A 16,202-nucleotide genomic window follows, 5' to 3' on the forward strand; every position below is an offset into this window, starting at 1 on the left:
GCGAAACCGGGCAGGATATAGTTCGATGCTGTTGCCTGTCGGAGTGCCCGATGTACATAGATGTGCGCCGTGGTCTGGTGTTTTTCGACCAGACCGACCGTTTCCTGCCCGAACCGCGCCTGACGCGGTATGACCCTGCAAGCGGCGTGTTGTCGCCGGTGCCCGGCGCGCAGGCCGACGACGTGGTCAATGACGTATCGCGCGATGGCCTCGGCCTGGCGCTGGCCTCGGCGAACTGGGTGATCGTGCGCAACGCCAACCGGACCCGCCTGACCTTCCTGGCCGATGGCGCCGTGGCGCAGCAGACCGACAAGCTCCTGTCCTTCTGGACCCGCTTCGATCCTTCCGGCCGCTACGCGCTGGCCAGCGCGTTCAACGGCAAGCGGCGTCCCGTCGTGATCGATCTGCAGTCAGGCGAATGCAGCGACCCGATCGCGCGCGACCTGGACGCCCGTTTCGGCGACATGGACCCGGTCGACGGCGGCTTGTGGGCCCCGGACGAACGCACGCGCGACGCAGTGCTGGCCGTCGATTGCCGCAGTGGCGACATCCGCAAGGTCAAGCTCCCGCTGGGCGACCTGGTCTCACGCGTACGCTTCTCGCATGACGGCGCGGTGTTGTATGTCACGGGCGCCAATAACCGCCTGCTGTGCTGCGACCGCGACGGCGCGGTTCTCTGGTCGCGCGACATCGGCGAATACGGCGAGGTCCGGGCCGGCAATATCCACTTCAACGAAGGCGGCACCCATCTGTGCCTGCCGTTGTCCGAGACGCCGCGCAGCAATTGGGGCGAGGACCTGATCGTCGACGCCCGTACGGGCGCGGTCGAGAACGCCGTGCTGCGGCATCGCGGACCGCCTGCGCGGCTAGCGTCGGATTGGTTCGGCGACCGGCTATTGACCCATGGCGGAGAAATCGTGGACTTTCATACCGGCGCGCTTGTCGGGCCGCTGGAATTCAAAGCCGCCGATAGGGAGGGATTTCCGTGCCGCATGTGATTCGTCCTGCCCGGTTGCTGCCGCTCTGCGCTGCCCTGCTCAGTGCCTGCGTAGCCCCTCCCCCTGCCCCGCCCGCCGCCAGGCTGCCGATGATCATCGCGCATCGCGGCGGCACGGGCGATGCGCCCGAGAATACGCTTGAGGCGATCCGGCAGGCGGTCGCGCATCGCGCCGATGCCTTGTGGCTGACGGTGCAGCTCAGTCGCGACGGCGTGCCCGTGCTGTATCGCCCGGCGGATCTGTCGGCGCTGACCGATGCACGCGGCCCCGTCGCGAGCCGCACAGCGGCCGAGCTGGCGCGGGTCAATGCGGGCTGGACGTTCCGGCAGCCAGGCGCCGGCGGCGACGTATTTCCCTATCGCGAGCATCCCGCCGGCATCCCGACGCTGCGCGAGGCCCTGCGCGCGATTCCGCCGACGCTGCCGGTCATCCTGGATATGAAAGCCCTGCCCGCCGCGCCGCAGACCGAGGCAGTGGCCCGCGTGCTGACCGAGGAACAGGCCTGGCCGCGCGTGGTGATCTATTCCACCGAAGCCGGTTACCAGCACAGTTTTGCGGCCTACCCGCAGGCGCGCCTGTTCGAGTCGCGCGACGCGACCCGCCAGCGTTTGCTGCAGATGGACCTGGGCGGCGGCTGCGTCGACCCGCCCGCCGCCTCGGCGTGGACGGCGTTCGAGCTGCATCGCAAGGTGACGGTGACCGAAAAGTTCACGCTGGGCGAAGGCCGCTCGGAAGTGAACGCGACCCTGTGGTCGCCTGCGTCGGTGGGGTGTTTTCGGCAACGGTCGGCGCAGGTGCGGATCGTGGCGATCGCGGTGAACGACGCGGCCGATTATCTGGCGGCGGCCTGCCTGGGCGTGGATGGGGTGCTGGCGGATTCGCCGCGCAAGATGGCGGCGATCCGCGAGGCGCTGCCGCGGCCGCTGCAATGCCCCGCGCAGGAGGCACCGGCGGGGACTCAGCGCTAGGGCCTATTCACACTAGAAGGCGCCTCGCACAGGCCGGTAATCGGGCGCCAGGCTAGGCGCGGTCGCCGCCGCGTGGCTGTGCCACGCAAGGTGAGCGCAACGACGCCTGGCGCCCGATTACCGGCCTGCCCGAAGGGTGAGTACCCAAATGAGCGCCTCTCAGCGTTGCGAATGCTCGCCGGGGGCCGGCCACGACTGCGCTTCGCGCCTTGATAGTCACTCATTTGGGTACTCATGCGAGGCGCCTTCTAGTGTGAATAGGCCCTAGTGGCCCTGCTGCCCTCTGCAAGCGACAACGGCCCGGCTTGCGGGCCGTTGCGCTATCCGGCCACCCCATTTGCCGGCATCTCCCTGCAAACCTAGGGTTTTCACTCATAAATTCGCTGAATTTCGCGAATAAGAATTCAGAATTTTTCTTATGGTGGGTGCGCGCGTATAACGACTGACGCAGCAACCTCAACCCACTTTCAGAGAGATAAACATGAGGGGAAATTCCAAGACGGGCCACCAGCCGGTGCGCGCGTCCACCGCCGCTTTCGTCGGCACGATGATCGAGTGGTACGACTTCTATATCTACGCCACGGCCGCCGCGCTGGTGTTCGGCAAGCTGTTCTTCCCGTCGGCGACGGGTTTTTACGGCACGCTGGCGGCGTTCGGCACGTTCGCCGTGGGCTTTTTCGCGCGGCCGCTGGGTGGCGCGATCTTCGGCCACATCGGCGACCGCATCGGGCGCAAGAAATCGCTGGTCATCACGCTGCTGATGATGGGTTCGGTGACGGTGCTGATCGGCCTGCTGCCGACCTACGCGTCCATCGGCGTGTGGGCCCCTATCCTGCTGGTGCTGCTGCGCATTGTGCAGGGCGTGGCGGTGGGCGGCGAATGGGGCGGCGCGGTGCTGATGGCGGGCGAGCATTCGCCCGACAAGCGCAAGCGCACGTTCTTCGCCTCGTTCGCGCAGCTGGGCAGCCCGGCCGGCCTGATCCTGTCGATGCTGATGTTCAAGCTGGTGACGGGGCTGGATGACGCGGCGTTCCTGTCCTGGGGCTGGCGCGTGCCGTTCCTGTTCTCGGCCGTGCTGCTGGTGGTGGGCTTCGTGATCCGCCTGAGCGTGAACGAATCGCCCGACTTCCTGGAAGAAAAACGCGCCCAGGCTCAGCGTTCCAAACCCGAACGCACCCCGCTGGCGCAGGTGCTGACCGGCGCGCCCAAACTGCTGGCCATGGCGGTAGGCGCCAACGTCCTGGGCATCGCCGGGTTCTATTTCACCAGCACGTTCATGATCGCCTACACCACGCAGTACGTGGGCCTGAACCGCGCGGTGATCCTGGATTGCCTGCTGGTCGTGTCCATCATGCAGTTCTTCATCACGCCGCTGGCCGCGTACATCGCCAGCCGCGTCGGCAACCTGCGGTTCCTGGTGGCCACCTCGCTCGTGTCGATATTCACGCCGTACGCGATGTTCAACCTGGTGGACCTGGGCTCGTTGGGTTCGATCACCCTGGGCATCGGCGTGGCGGTGCTGTTCATGGGGGCCTACTATGCGGTGATCGCGGGCTTTGTCAGCGACAGCTTTCCGACCGCGATCCGCTACACGGGGATTTCGATGGCGTACCAGCTGTCGGGCGCGATCTTCGGCGGCCTGACGCCGATGCTGGGCACGGTGCTGGCCGAGAATTTCAAAGGTCAGTGGTGGCCGCTGGCGCTGCTGTTCTCGGTGATTTCGCTACTGTCGCTGGTATCCGTGCTATTGCTGGGCGCATACGGCCAGCGCCGCGTTCAATTCCAACTGAAGGGGCATCAAGCATGAAGGCGTTTTTTCACGACGATCAGAAGCTGCACCATCCGCAGACTTACTTCTCGCGCGGCAAGATGCGCACGCCGCAGGAAGTGCCGTCGCGTCTGGACGCGCTGGCGCAGGCCGCCCGCCACCTGGGGTTCGACGTGCAGGCGCCGGCGGACCACGGCATCGAGCCCCTGGCCGCCGTGCATACGACGCCTTACCTGCAGTTCCTGCAAAACGCCCATGCCGACTGGAAAAAACTGCCCGAGGACTGGGGCGACGAGGTCGTGTCAAACGTGTTCGTGCGCGAGCCCAACGCCCTGCGCGGCGTGCTGGCGCAGGCGGCCCGCTACCTGGCCGACGGCAGCTGCCCGGTGGGGCCGAACACCTGGCGCTCGGCCTACTGGGCGGCGCAATGCGCCATTGCCGGCGCCGACCGGGTCGCGGCCGGCGACCGCCATGCCTACGCCATCTGCCGCCCGCCCGGCCACCATGCGCGGCGCGATGCGGCGGGCGGCTTCTGCTACCTGAACAACGCGGCCATCGCCGCGCAGCGCCTGCGCGGCACGTACGGCCGCGTGGCGATCCTGGATACCGACATGCACCATGGCCAGGGCATCCAGGACATCTTCTACGAACGCAGCGACGTGCTGTACGTATCGATCCACGGCGACCCCGAAAATTTCTATCCGGTGGTGGCGGGCTTCGAGGACGAGCGCGGCGCCGGCGAAGGCTACGGCTACAACGTCAACCTGCCGATGCCGCACGGCTCGCCGGAAGCGGTGTTCTTCGACCGCCTGGCGCAAGCGCGCGCCGCCATCGAAAAATTCCAGCCCGACGTGCTGGTGCTGTCGCTGGGCTTCGACATTTTCGAAAAGGACCCGCAAGCGATGGTGGCGGTGTCGGAAGACGGCTTCGAGCGGCTGGGCCGCGAGGTCGGCGGCCTGGCCTTGCCCACCCTGATCGTGCAGGAAGGCGGCTACTATATCGAGGGTCTGGAGTCCAACGCCGCGCGGTTCTTCGCTGGATTGGCCGGCGCCTGAATCCCCGGGGCCGGCGCGGCGGGCCCGGCCCTTTCGTTCCGCTTGCCGTCATTCCGCCATGCCGCCCGCTGCCGACCCTTTCGCCGATCCTTCCGCCGACCCTTCCGTCCGCCCCGCCGTCCGCTCCGCCACCCTGCCGCTGGCGCCCGAGCGCATGGATTGGAACCTGCTGTGCACGTTCATGTTCGTGGTGCAGGCGCGCGGCGTGGGCCGGGCGGCGCAGGCGCTGCACCTGAGCCAGCCGGCGGTCAGCCAGGCGCTCAAGCGGCTGGAAGACGCGGTGGGCGGCGTGCTGCTGCACCGGCGCAACGGCGAATTCCGCCTGACCGGACTGGGCGAGGAAATCTACGCCATTGCCCGCGACATGTATGGCACCATGGCGCGCATCGAAAACGCTGCCACCCAGGACAAGGCCGAGGTCGCCGGCACGCTGCGGCTGCTGGTCATGAGCCGCATCCAGAGCACGCCGTACGACGATTTCCTGGCCGACTTCCACCAGCGCTATCCAAAGGTGGAATTCCACATGGAGATGCAGCCTAGCGCGGACATCCTGGACGCCTTGGCCAAACGCGTGCCGGCGCTGGGCATCTGCCTGTGCCGCAAGCCGGTCGAAGCCCTGGAACGCTTGCTGTTCATGCGCCACCAGTACGCCGTGGTGTGCGGGCGCCGCCACCCGCTGTTTTCGCGGCCGCGGGTGGGCATCGAAGACCTGCTGGACCAGAATTTCGTGTGCTTCGCCAGCGACCAGATCGGCGACACGCTGTCGCCGCTGACGATCTTTCGCGACCAGCAGGGCTTTACCGGTCGCATCGTCGGCACCTCGCCGCATCTGGAGGAAGTGCGCCGCATGGTGGTGGCCGGCATCGGCCTGAGCTTCCTGCCCGAACACCTGATCGCGCAGGACGTGGTCAATGGCGAACTGCGGCGCCTGCCGCCCCAGGACAGCGTCGCCGAGATCGACGTGTTCCTGACCTGGCACAAGCAGCGCAAGCTGAGCGCGGTGGAAACGGCGTTCCTGGCGGCGTTCGACCGCTTCCTGGCGCGCACGCCGCTGGCGGCCCGGGCGCGTTGACGCCGCCGCCGGGAATGCCGCAGCGCATCATCATTGCCGCGCCGAAAAGCCGCGTCCCGCGGACGCGTTCTGGCGATAATGGCGGCTTCCTTCCGCACGCTCCCAGAGGACGCACATGTCTCGTTGGACCTTCTACACCGCACCGGGTACCTGCGCATTGGCTACCCACATCGCCCTGCAGGAAGCGGGCGCCGATTTCGACGTCGTCAAGCTGGACTTTGCCGCCGGCCAGCAGCAAAGCCCCGACTACCTGCGGGTGAATCCCAAGGGCCGCGTGCCGGCGCTCAAGACCGAGCACGGCGTGCTGACCGAGACCCCCGCGCTGCTGACCTTCGTGGCGCAGCGTTTTCCCGAGGCCAGGCTGGCGCCGCTGAACGACCCGTATGCGTTCGCCCAGATGCAGGAACTGAACAGCTACCTGGCGTCCACCGCCCACGTGGCCCACGCCCACAAGCGCCGCGGCGCCCGCTGGGCGGACGACGCCGCCGCGCACGACGCCATGCGCGCCAAGGTGCCGCAGACCATGACGGCCTGCGCCGCCTACCTGGAATCGCAGATCGCCGGCCCCTGGGTCGCGGGCGATCAGTTCACCGTGGCAGACGGCTACCTCTACACGATCGGCAGCTGGCTGGAAGGCGACGGCGTGGACCTGAAGGCCTTTCCCAAGCTGACCGCCTACCTGGCGCGCGTGGCTGCCCGGCCGGCCGTGCAGCGGGCGCTGGCGCAGGCCAGCCAGTAGCCGCCCTTCACGTCCCTGCCGAATCGGCCGGCAGGCTGCGGGGCAAGGTCGTGCCGTAATCCTCGTCGGCATAGATGCAGGCAGGCAGCGGCGACACGGCCCGGCCGCCCTGCTCCCACAGCGCCTGCACCCAATCCGCGGCGGTGTCGGCAATGGCATCCTGCACACAGAAGTCCGGTTCCCGCGCGAACAAGGGCACCCGGGGCGTGACGCCGTTCTCGCCATGGACCACGTCAAACACGTGGCGGTAGCCGTCGATGGCCTTGTTCAGCACGTACAGGTCGGGGCCGTCCAGCCCGATGACCACGGAAAACGTGCCCTCGCCGTCCTGGTCCGGGAAGATGCCGAACTGGATCTCGCGCGCTTTCGCCGGCAAACGCGGGAACAGGCCGGCCAGCGTGCGCAACGCGGTACCGGTATGCGCGTCCAGCACGCGCCGCAGGGTGTCTTGATAGTCTTGCCGGGTCATTGCACGGGCCCTGTCAGACGAAAACGCCTAGCGTACCGGAGGATTCGGTTTCTGTTATTTCTGTCTTGACAGAAATAACAGAAACCTCCTACAGTGGCGCCATGAAACTGACACCGATCGCCGAACGCTTCATCCTGCACTGGGGGGAAATGGGTTCGCGCTGGGGCGTGAACCGCACCGTGGCGCAGATCCATGCCCTGCTCTACCTGATGGGCCGCCCGTTGCCCGCCGAGGAAATCGCGGACACGCTCGGCGTGGCGCGCTCGAACGTCAGCAACAGCCTGAAAGAGCTGCAGGCCTGGCGCCTGGCCAAGGTGGTGCACGTCATGGACGACCGCCGCGACCACTTCGAGACGTCCACCGACATCTGGGAACTGTTCAAGCTGATCGTCGAAGGCCGCCGCCAGCGCGAGATCGACCCCACGCTGAGCGTGCTGCGCGACAGCCTGGCCAGCCCCGAAATGGCCAACGAAAGCCGCGTCACCGAGCAGCGCGTGCGCGAAACGCTGGAATTCATGGAAATCCTCACGACCTGGTCCGACGAAATGCTGCGCATGAAACCCGACACCCTGATGAAGACGCTGGGCATGGGCGCCAAGATCAGCAAGACCATGCGGCGGACCAAGCACTGACCACGCGGGCGGACCCACCCGCCCTTTTTTTAAATAGTTATTTCTGTCTATACAGAAATAACAGAAACGAAAGAATCCATCGTGCATCTTCCTGCGAGGGCATCGGTATGAACATCCTGGTCTGCGGCGCCCATGGTTTCGTCGGCCGCGCCCTGTGCGAGGCGCTGGCGCGCGATGGCCACCGGATCCTGAAGGGCGTGCGGCGGCCATCGCAGCCCGACGAGATCGCCATCGACTACCAGGCCGACACCGACCCGGCCGCCTGGACCGACCGCCTGCGCGGCATCCATGTGGTGGTCAACGCGGTGGGCATCCTGGTCGAGCGCGGCGACGCCACCTTCGACCGGATCCACCGGCGCGCGCCGATCGCGTTGTTCGACGCCGCCCGCCGCGCCGGCGTGCGGCGCATCGTGCAGCTGTCGGCGCTGGGCGCCGAGACCGGCGTCACCCCTTACTTCGAGAGCAAGCGCGCCGCCGACCGGCACCTGCAATCGCTGCCGGTCACGCACCACATCCTGCGGCCCGCGCTGGTGTATGGCGCACAGGGCGCGTCGGCCCGGTTCTTCCGGGCGCTGGCATCGCTACCCGTGCAGCCAGTGCCGGCGGGCGGGCATCAGCGGCTGCGCCCGATCCATGTCGATGAGCTGGCCGAGATCGTCGCGCGGCTGTTGCGTGGCCCGCAAGACGGCCCGGCCGTGCTGGACCTGGTGGGCGGCGCCGAGGTCGAGTACCGCCAGATGCTGGCGGCGTACCGGGCATCGCTGGGCTTCGCCCCGGCCTGGCAGTTCGGCGTGCCGGCCTGGCTGATCCGCGCAGTGGCGACGCTGTTGCATCACGTGCCCGGCTCGCTGCTCACCCGCGACACGTGGCGGATGCTGCAGGCAGGCAACACGGCCGACGCCGCGTCAACGGCCCGGGCCTTGGGACGCCCGCCCGCCGGCATCGAGACATTCATCGACGCAACGGCCGCGCCCGCGCTGCGCCAGCAAGCCTTGGCCGCGTGGCGCCCGGCCATGATGCGCGCCGCGTTGGCGCTGATCTGGTTATGGACGGCCGTGTGCAGCGCCCTGCTCTATCCCGTGGACGGCAGCCTGGCGCTGCTGGCGCCCGTCGGCCTGACCGGCGTGGCCGCGCTCGTGGCGCTGTATGGCGCCGCGGCGCTGGACTGCATCCTGGGCATTGCCACGCTCTGGCGCCCCGGGCGGCGCCTGTGGAAGTTTCAGGCCGCACTGGTGCTGGCCTATTCCGGGGTGATCGCCGTGACCTCGCCCGCATTCCTGCTGCATCCCTTTGGCCCGGTCCTGAAGAACGTGGCCGTGCTTGCCCTTTTACTCATGCTGCTCAGCGAGGAAACCCAGCCATGAATTGGTATCTCACGATCAAGGCCCTGCACATCATGTCGTCGGTGCTGCTGGTGGGCACGGGCTTCGGCACGGCCTTCTATTTATTCTTCGCCAATCGCACCGGATCGATTCCCGCGATCGCGGCCGTGTCCAGATTGGTGGTGCGGGCGGACTTGTGGTTCACCACGCCGGCCGTGATTTTCCAGCCGCTGTCCGGCCTGTGGCTGGCGCACATGGCGGGCTGGTCATGGACCGCGCCCTGGCTCGGCCTGTCGATCGGGCTGTACCTGCTGGCGGGCGCGTGCTGGCTGCCGGTGGTGTGGCTGCAATATGAAATGGCCAGGATGGCGGGCGCGGCGCACGCAGGCGGCGCCGCCGCGCTGCCCGCGCGCTACTGGCGCTTTGCGCGGTGGTGGGAAATGCTGGGCTACCCGGCCTTCCTGGCGATGGTGGCGGTGTATTTCCTGATGGTGCTCAAGCCAGCGTTGTGGGCGGCCTGAACACCGTCTGCGAAGCGCTCAACGCAACCCCAGCATGCCACGGATCCGTGCCCGGATCGCGCCGGCATAGGCCCAGCACCACACGGCCAGCGCCAGCATGCCCACCGTGAAGTAGGCCCGCGCGGCCATCGGCACGGGGTTCAGTTCGGACACGGTCTTGAACGGCTCGAAGCCGATGAAGTCGCTGGCGGCCAGCGCGCTGAACACCAGCGCCAGCACCGGGCCGGTGAAGTGCGGGCGATCGCCGCGAGTCTGGGGATCGGCGCGAAAGCGCCAATGGACCAAGCGCAACAACTGGATGACGACGGCGGCCAGCGGAATGACCAGGGCAAGCTGCAACACGAGCAGCGCAACGATGACTTGAGTAGAGAGCATGGCCGCGATTTTACGGGCATCGGGACAACCCCTATTACCGGGCTCGCGCTCAGCCACTATCGTATCCGAGAATTATCAAATAAGAGAATTCTCGCTTCCGACAATATGACCGCAGACCCCATCTACGACTACGCCGTCATCGGCGCAGGCATCGCCGGCGCCTCCGTGGCCTACCGCCTGAGCGCGGCGGCCTCCGTGGCGGTGCTGGAACGCGAGGCCCAGCCCGGCTACCACTCCACCGGCCGCTCGGCGGCGATGTTCATGGAGACCTACGGCACGCCGCAGATCCAGGCGCTGACGCGCGCCAGCCGCGATTTCTACGAACACCCGCCGCAGGGGTTCACCGACTATCCGCTGCTCAGCCCGCGCGGCGTGCTGTATATCGCCACGCCAGACCAGCAGGAACTGCTGCGCCAGGTGTACGACGATTTCCGCAGCCAGTCGCCCAACGTGACACTGATCGATGCCGAGCAGGCGGTGGCGCGGGTGCCCTGCCTGCGCGCTGACCAGTTGTGCGGCGCCATCGAGGAACCGGACGCCCGCGACATCGACGTACACGCCCTGCACCAGGGTTTTCTGCGCGGCATGGCGCGCCAGGGCGCGGTGCTGCGCAACAACGCCGAACTGGCGGCGGCTGCCTTCGAGGCCGGCGTCTGGACACTGACGCTGACCGGCGGCGCCGCGCTGCGGGCACGGGTGCTGGTGAACGCGGCCGGCGCCTGGGCCGATCACGCGGCGGCGCTGTGCGGCGCCCAGCCCGTGGGCCTGCAACCGTGCCGGCGCACCGCCTTTACCTTCGCCGGGCCGGACGACGTGGATTTTTCCCACTGGCCGGCAGTGGTGGGCGTGGACGAAAGCTATTACTTCAAGCCCGATGCGGGCCAGTTGCTGGGTTCGCCCGCCAACGCCGACCCGGTGCCCGCGCACGACGTGGTGCCCGAGGAATTGGACGTGGCCACCGGCATCCACCGCATCGAATCGGCCACGTCCCTGACCATCCGGCGGCCCAGGCACACCTGGGCCGGCCTGCGCTCGTTCGTGCGCGACGGCGATTTCGTGGTGGGCTGGGACGCCGCGGCGCCGGCCTTTTTCTGGCTCGCGGCCCAGGGCGGCTACGGCATCCAGACTGCGGCCGCCACGTCCGAACTGGCGGCTGCGTTGCTGACCCGCCAGTCCTTGCCGGCCCATTTGCAGGCGCACGGGGTGGACGCCCACGCGGTGCGCCCCGAGCGCTTGCGCTGAACGCAGTGCCCGTCGTATCCCCCATCCCCTTTTCGAACGGAGCCGTTGCATGAAGATCTTTTCCGCGTCCCTGGCGACCGAGACGAACACCTTTTCTCCCATCCCGACGGGCCTGACGGCCTACCGGGCCCGCGGCTATTACCCCGCCGGACAGCACCCCGACCGCATGCAGCTGTTTTCCGGGCCGCTGTGGGCCGCCCGCCAGCGCGCCCAGGGCAAGAACTGGACGCTGGTCGAAGGCCTGACGGCAGGCGCGACGCCGGCCGGCATCACCACCCGCGAGGCCTACGAGACGCTGCGCGACGAGCTGCTGGGCGACCTGCGCCGCGCGGGCAAGGTGGACATTGCCCTGTTCGGCCTGCACGGCGCCATGGTGGCCGACGGCTACGATGATTGCGAAGGCGACCTGCTGCGCCGGGCCCGCGAGATCGTCGGTCCCGACACCGTGATCGGCGCCGAGCTGGACCCGCACTGCCACCTGACTAACGCCATGGTCGACAGCGCCGACTTCCTGGTGTGCTTCAAGGAATACCCCCATACCGATATCCTGGAGCGCGCCTACGATCTGGTGGACCTGTGCGTGGCCCGGGCCGAAGGCCGCATCCGCCCCGCCCACGCGGTCTATGACTGCAACATGATCTCGATCATGCACACCAGCCGCGAGCCGATGCGCAGCTTCGTCGACCGCCTGCTGGCCATGGAAGGCAAAGAAGGCGTGCTGTCGGTGTCCATCGCCCACGGCTTTCCGTGGGGGGATACGCCGGATATGGGCTCCAAGGTGCTGGTCTACACCGACGGCGACCCGGGCCAGGCCGACAGGCTGGCGCGCGCGCTGGGCGAAGAGATCATCGGTTTCCGCGACCAGCTGACGCCGCCCTATCCGGGCGCCGACGAAGCGCTGGACCAGGCGCTGGCGCTGGACGACTTTCCGGTGGTGCTGGCCGACTCGGCCGACAACGCCGGCGGCGGCGCGCCCAGCGACGCGACCTTCATCCTGGAACGAGTGCTGGCCCGTGGCCTGCGCGACGTGGCGACCGGCCCGTTCTGGGACCCGGTGGCCGTGCTGCTCTGTTTCGAGGCGGGCCTGGGCGCGCGCATCCAGTTGCGCGTGGGCGGCAAGGTGGCGCCGGTATCGGGCCAGCCGCTGGACCTGGACTGCGAGATCCTGGCGCTCAAGCGCGATGCCGTCATGACCGGGCTGGCGGGCACGCCCGCCTTGCTGGGCGACGTGGCCGTGGTGCGCTGCCAGGGCGTGACTATCGTGATGACGACCAACCGCACCCAGGCCATGGGCACCGACCTGTTCACGCAGTTCGGCGTGGACCTGGGCGCGATGAAGCTGATCATCGTGAAGTCGTCGCAACACTTCTATGCCTCGTATTCGCAGGTGGGCCGCCACGTCATCTATGTCGAGACGCCGGGCGCGATCACCAACGACCTGAACGCGCTGCCGTTCACCAAGCGCAAGCTGCCGAAATGGCCCTTCACGGGCTGACACCGGGGCTGACATCGAACTCGCCGCCCACGCAGGCGGCGGCAAAGACCAAGGGGATGACCATGATGAAACGTTTCAGCCTGCTGGGCGCGGCCGCGCTGCTGGCCCTGGGCGCCGCCGCGGCGCCGCAGGCCCAGGCCCAGGCCGCCAAACCCAAGACGCTGCGGATGGTGCCGCACGCCGACCTGAAGACGCTGGACCCGCTGTTCAACACCGCCTACATCACGCGCAACCACGGCTACATGGTGTTCGACACCCTGTTCGCGCAGGACAGCCATGGCCAGCCCAAGCCGCAGATGGTCGAGAGCTGGACCACGTCGCCCGACGGCAAAAGCTGGACCTTCACCCTGCGCCCGGGCCTGAAGTTCAACGACGGCACGCCGGTCACGGCCGAGGACTGCGTAGCGTCGCTGCAGCGCTGGGCCAAGAAGGACACCCTGGGCCAGGCGCTGATGGCGGCCGGCGCCGAACTGGCCGCCACCGGCGCGGACACCTTTTCGCTGACGCTCAAGCAGCCCTTCGGCCTGGTGCTGGACGCACTGGCCAAGCCGTCGGGCATGCCGCCGTTCATCATGCCCAAGCGCCTGGCGCTGACGGACCCGAACACCCAGGTGACGGAGATGGTCGGCTCGGGCCCGTTCCTGTTCAAGCGCGACGAATGGGTGCCGGGCAACAAGGTGGTGTACGTGAAAAACCCGGCCTACGTGCCGCGCGCCGAACCGGCCGACGGACTGGCGGGCGGCAAGGTGGTCAAGGTCGACCGGGTCGAATGGGTCTACATCCCCGACGGCAACACCGCCACCGCGGCGCTGATGAACAACGAAGTCGACATGATCGAGCAGACCACGCCCGACTTCCTGCCGGTGCTGGAAAGCAACCCCGACATCACGCTGAGCACGTCGGTCGCCTCGCAAGGCATGGTCATCGTCAATGCGCTGCACCCGCCCTTCGACAAGCCGCAGGCGCGCCAGGCGCTGTACTACCTGGTGAACCAGAAGGAAATGGTGTCGGCCATCGGCTACCCCGAGAAATACCGCGTGGACTACTGCCCCACGCTGTACATCTGCGGCTCGCCCCTGGCCACCGATGCCGGCGCCGCGCCGTACGCCAGGACGGACCTGGCCCGCGCCAGGCAACTGCTGCAAGAGGCCGGCTACCAGGGGGAAAAGGTAGTGCTGCTGTACCCCACCGACCACATCAGCGCCCCGGCGGTGATGGTGATGGCGCAGAACATGAAAAAGGCCGGCATCAATGTCGACCTGCAATCCATGGACTGGGCCTCGCTGGCCGCGCGGCGCCTGAAGAAGGACCCGCCCGCGCAAGGCGGCTGGAACGTGTTCCTGACCTGGGGCGGCTATTACGACGCCAGCACGCCGGTGACGAACCCCTGGCTGTCGGCCGCCTGCGGCAACAGCCTGCCTGGCTGGCCCTGCGACAAAGAGCTGGACACCCTGCGCACCCAATGGATCCAGGAAACCGATCCGGCCAGGCGCAAAGAGATTGCCGCGCAGTTGCAGGCGCGCGCCTACCAGACGGTGCCGTACGTGATGTGGGGCGAATTCAAGCCGGTCTCGGCCGTGCGCGGCCTGACGCACACCGAGCTGATGAAGACCGGCATCCCCGTGATGTGGAACGTCGAAAAGCCGTAGCGGCCAGGGAACCGGCCGGCGGGGCGCCCGGTGCGCCCCGGCCGGCCGCAAGGGGGATAGCACCGTGAAATACATTCTGCGCCGCATCGCGGCCGTCATACCCGTCATGGCCGTGGTCGCGGTCGTGGTGTTCATGTTGATCCACCTGTCGTCCGGCGATCCGGCGGCGGTGATCGCGGGCGACAACGCCACCGCCGACGACGTCGAAAAGATCCGCCAGAACCTGGGCCTGGACAAGCCGCTGCCGCAGCAGTTCGCCATCTGGCTGGGACACCTGGCCACGGGCGACCTGGGCACGTCCATCGCGACCCAGATGCCGGTGGCGCAACTGATCGGCCAGCGCATGGGGCCGACGCTGTCCATCGCCGCCTTCACCATGCTGTTCGCGGTGCTGGCGGCGGTGCCGCTGGGCGTGCTGGCCGCCTGGAACGCCGGGCGGCTGCTGGACCGGCTGGTGATGGTGGGCGCGGTCTGCGCATTCTCGGTGCCGGTATTCCTGATCGGCTACTGCCTGGTGTATGGCTTTTCGATCAAGCTGGGCTGGCTGCCGGTGCAGGGCTACAAGCCGCTGGCGGATGGGCTGGTGCCCTATCTGCGGCACCTGGTGCTGCCCTGCCTGTCGCTGGGCCTGGTCTATATCGCGCTGCTGACGCGCATGACGCGCGCCACCATGCTCGAAGCGCTGTCCGAAGACTACATCCGCACCGCCCGCGCCAAGGGCCTGTCCGCCGGCCCCATCGTCTGGCATGCGCTCAAGAACGCGGCCAACCCCATCGTCACCACCATCGGCGTGGGCGTGGCGCTCCTGATCGGCGGCGTGGTGGTCACGGAAACCGTGTTCGCCATCCCGGGCCTGGGGCGGCTGACCATCGACGCGGTGCTGCGCCACGACTACCCGGTGATCCAGGGCGTGCTGCTGGTGGCCTCGGGCATCTATGTGCTGATCAACCTGCTGGTCGACCTGAGCTACCGCTTGTTCGACCCGCGTATCCGCTACTGAAAAGGGGCTATCCATGACCACCGCTACCCTGCCCCTGGCCACGGCCCGTCCGCGCTGGCGCCGCGCCGCCCGGTCGTTGCGGCGCCATCCCATGCTGTACCTCGGCTGCGCCATCCTGCTGGCCCTGGCCCTGATGGCGCTGGCCGCGCCCTGGCTGGCCACCGTCGACCCGCAGGACATCAACCCCATGGCGCGCATGAAGCCGCCGTCGGCCGAACACCTGTTCGGCACCGACGCGCTGGGCCGCGACGTGTATTCGCGCACCGTGTGGGGCGCGCGGGTGTCGCTGCTGGTCGGCGTCATCGTGGCCCTGGCGGCCACCGCGGGCGGCGTGCTCCTGGGCATGCTGGCCGGGTATTTCCGCCGCCTGGACGCGCTGATCATGCGCATCATGGACGGCCTGATGGCCATTCCCGGCGTGCTGCTGGCGATTGCGCTGATGGCCACCCTGAAAGGCGGCCTGGGCACCGTGATCGTGGCCATCGTCGTGCCCGAGATTCCGCGGGTGGTGCGGCTGGTGCGCGCGCTGGTGCTGACGATTCGCGAGCAACCCTATATCGAGGCTGCAGTGGCCGCGGGCACGCGGGTGCCGGCGATCCTGCTGCGCCACATCCTGCCCAACCTGTTCGCGCCGCTGATGGTGCAGGCCACCTTCATCGCCGCCTCGGCCATCCTGACCGAAGCGGTGCTGAGCTTTCTGGGCGTGGGCATTCCGCCGCACATCCCCAGCTGGGGCAACATCATGGCCGAAGGCCGCAATTTCGTGGCGGTGGCGTTTCACATCATCCTGTATCCGGGCCTGTTCCTGGGCGTGGCCGTGCTGGCCGTCAACCTGGTGGGCGACGGGCTGCGCGACATGCTCGATCCGCGCCTGGCCAAGAAAATCTAGGAGCGCGC

16 protein-coding genes are annotated in these 16,202 nt (G+C 67.9%); 14 read left to right on the forward strand and 2 right to left on the reverse strand.

What is annotated here, in order from left to right:
• Positions 1-50: 50 nt before the first annotated feature.
• The 6 genes from A9974_RS19215 to A9974_RS19240 all read left to right on the forward strand — a co-directional run bounded on the left by A9974_RS19215 (position 51) and on the right by A9974_RS19240 (position 6,600).
• A complete protein-coding gene (locus tag A9974_RS19215) occupies positions 51-998 on the forward strand; it encodes a WD40 repeat domain-containing protein (RefSeq protein ID WP_183005769.1) in 948 nt (315 codons plus the stop codon).
• Positions 999-1,015: 17 nt separating this feature from the next.
• Entirely contained in the window at positions 1,016-1,966 is a 951-nt protein-coding gene (locus A9974_RS19220; protein ID WP_370539656.1) for a glycerophosphodiester phosphodiesterase family protein, read from the forward strand.
• Between the two features lie 481 nt (positions 1,967-2,447).
• Positions 2,448-3,773: an MFS transporter gene (locus A9974_RS19225; RefSeq protein ID WP_183005771.1), complete on the forward strand. Its 1,326-nt coding sequence runs from the start codon at positions 2,448-2,450 to the stop codon at positions 3,771-3,773.
• Positions 3,770-4,789 carry a histone deacetylase family protein gene (locus A9974_RS19230; protein ID WP_183005772.1) on the forward strand — a complete coding sequence of 340 codons (1,020 nt, stop codon included), beginning with the start codon at positions 3,770-3,772 and terminating at the stop codon, positions 4,787-4,789. The genes A9974_RS19225 and A9974_RS19230 overlap by 4 nt, the downstream gene beginning before the upstream one ends.
• Positions 4,790-4,943: 154 nt before the next feature.
• Positions 4,944-5,861: a LysR family transcriptional regulator gene (locus tag A9974_RS19235; protein ID WP_183005839.1), complete on the forward strand. Its 918-nt coding sequence runs from the start codon at positions 4,944-4,946 to the stop codon at positions 5,859-5,861.
• Between the two features lie 115 nt (positions 5,862-5,976).
• Positions 5,977-6,600 carry a glutathione S-transferase family protein gene (locus A9974_RS19240; RefSeq protein WP_183005773.1) on the forward strand — a complete coding sequence of 208 codons (624 nt, stop codon included), beginning with the start codon at positions 5,977-5,979 and terminating at the stop codon, positions 6,598-6,600.
• Positions 6,601-6,607: 7 nt separating this feature from the next.
• Here the strand turns inward: A9974_RS19240 and A9974_RS19245 are convergent, their stop codons facing one another.
• Positions 6,608-7,069, reverse strand: a complete 462-nt coding sequence (locus A9974_RS19245; RefSeq protein WP_183005774.1) for a DUF6389 family protein — start codon at positions 7,067-7,069, stop codon at positions 6,608-6,610.
• A gap of 101 nt (positions 7,070-7,170) precedes the next feature.
• Here A9974_RS19245 and A9974_RS19250 point away from each other — a divergent pair, with 101 nt between their 5' ends.
• The 3 genes from A9974_RS19250 to A9974_RS19260 all read left to right on the forward strand — a co-directional run bounded on the left by A9974_RS19250 (position 7,171) and on the right by A9974_RS19260 (position 9,544).
• The gene (locus A9974_RS19250; RefSeq protein WP_183005775.1) at positions 7,171-7,701 is read left to right on the forward strand and encodes a GbsR/MarR family transcriptional regulator; all 531 of its coding nucleotides are present in this window, start codon (positions 7,171-7,173) and stop codon (positions 7,699-7,701) included.
• 107 nt (positions 7,702-7,808) lie between these two features.
• Positions 7,809-9,065: an SDR family oxidoreductase gene (locus tag A9974_RS19255; protein ID WP_183005776.1), complete on the forward strand. Its 1,257-nt coding sequence runs from the start codon at positions 7,809-7,811 to the stop codon at positions 9,063-9,065.
• Complete coding sequence (locus A9974_RS19260; protein ID WP_183005777.1) at positions 9,062-9,544, forward strand: DUF2269 domain-containing protein; 483 nt, start codon at positions 9,062-9,064, stop codon at positions 9,542-9,544. The genes A9974_RS19255 and A9974_RS19260 overlap by 4 nt, the downstream gene beginning before the upstream one ends.
• 18 nt (positions 9,545-9,562) lie before the next feature.
• Here the strand turns inward: A9974_RS19260 and A9974_RS19265 are convergent, their stop codons facing one another.
• Entirely contained in the window at positions 9,563-9,919 is a 357-nt protein-coding gene (locus tag A9974_RS19265; RefSeq protein ID WP_183005778.1) for a hypothetical protein, read from the reverse strand.
• A 105-nt stretch (positions 9,920-10,024) separates the two neighbouring features.
• Between A9974_RS19265 and A9974_RS19270 the strand changes: the two genes are divergently transcribed.
• The 5 genes from A9974_RS19270 to A9974_RS19290 all read left to right on the forward strand — a co-directional run bounded on the left by A9974_RS19270 (position 10,025) and on the right by A9974_RS19290 (position 16,194).
• Complete coding sequence (locus A9974_RS19270) at positions 10,025-11,161, forward strand: FAD-binding oxidoreductase (RefSeq protein WP_183005779.1); 1,137 nt, start codon at positions 10,025-10,027, stop codon at positions 11,159-11,161.
• 49 nt (positions 11,162-11,210) lie between these two features.
• Positions 11,211-12,656: a M81 family metallopeptidase gene (locus A9974_RS19275; RefSeq protein ID WP_183005780.1), complete on the forward strand. Its 1,446-nt coding sequence runs from the start codon at positions 11,211-11,213 to the stop codon at positions 12,654-12,656.
• Positions 12,657-12,718: 62 nt separating this feature from the next.
• Entirely contained in the window at positions 12,719-14,305 is a 1,587-nt protein-coding gene (locus tag A9974_RS19280; RefSeq protein ID WP_183005781.1) for an ABC transporter substrate-binding protein, read from the forward strand.
• A gap of 64 nt (positions 14,306-14,369) precedes the next feature.
• Positions 14,370-15,305, forward strand: a complete 936-nt coding sequence (locus tag A9974_RS19285) for an ABC transporter permease (RefSeq protein WP_183005782.1) — start codon at positions 14,370-14,372, stop codon at positions 15,303-15,305.
• 13 nt (positions 15,306-15,318) lie between these two features.
• A complete protein-coding gene (locus A9974_RS19290; RefSeq protein WP_183005783.1) occupies positions 15,319-16,194 on the forward strand; it encodes an ABC transporter permease in 876 nt (291 codons plus the stop codon).
• Positions 16,195-16,202: the final 8 nt, after the last annotated feature.

This window comes from Achromobacter sp. UMC71, assembly GCF_014170305.1.
Lineage (GTDB): Bacteria > Pseudomonadota > Gammaproteobacteria > Burkholderiales > Burkholderiaceae_B > Achromobacter.

Coding starts and splice junctions, on each gene's coding strand:
- A9974_RS19215 (WP_183005769.1), top strand. CDS start 51: ATGTACATAGATGTGCGCCGTGGTCTGGTGTTTTTCGACCAGACCGAC.
- A9974_RS19225 (WP_183005771.1), top strand. CDS start 2,448: ATGAGGGGAAATTCCAAGACGGGCCACCAGCCGGTGCGCGCGTCCACC.
- A9974_RS19230 (WP_183005772.1), top strand. CDS start 3,770: ATGAAGGCGTTTTTTCACGACGATCAGAAGCTGCACCATCCGCAGACT.
- A9974_RS19235 (WP_183005839.1), top strand. CDS start 4,944: ATGGATTGGAACCTGCTGTGCACGTTCATGTTCGTGGTGCAGGCGCGC.
- A9974_RS19240 (WP_183005773.1), top strand. CDS start 5,977: ATGTCTCGTTGGACCTTCTACACCGCACCGGGTACCTGCGCATTGGCT.
- A9974_RS19245 (WP_183005774.1), bottom strand. CDS start 7,069: ATGACCCGGCAAGACTATCAAGACACCCTGCGGCGCGTGCTGGACGCG.
- A9974_RS19250 (WP_183005775.1), top strand. CDS start 7,171: ATGAAACTGACACCGATCGCCGAACGCTTCATCCTGCACTGGGGGGAA.
- A9974_RS19255 (WP_183005776.1), top strand. CDS start 7,809: ATGAACATCCTGGTCTGCGGCGCCCATGGTTTCGTCGGCCGCGCCCTG.
- A9974_RS19260 (WP_183005777.1), top strand. CDS start 9,062: ATGAATTGGTATCTCACGATCAAGGCCCTGCACATCATGTCGTCGGTG.
- A9974_RS19265 (WP_183005778.1), bottom strand. CDS start 9,919: ATGCTCTCTACTCAAGTCATCGTTGCGCTGCTCGTGTTGCAGCTTGCC.
- A9974_RS19270 (WP_183005779.1), top strand. CDS start 10,025: ATGACCGCAGACCCCATCTACGACTACGCCGTCATCGGCGCAGGCATC.
- A9974_RS19275 (WP_183005780.1), top strand. CDS start 11,211: ATGAAGATCTTTTCCGCGTCCCTGGCGACCGAGACGAACACCTTTTCT.
- A9974_RS19280 (WP_183005781.1), top strand. CDS start 12,719: ATGATGAAACGTTTCAGCCTGCTGGGCGCGGCCGCGCTGCTGGCCCTG.
- A9974_RS19290 (WP_183005783.1), top strand. CDS start 15,319: ATGACCACCGCTACCCTGCCCCTGGCCACGGCCCGTCCGCGCTGGCGC.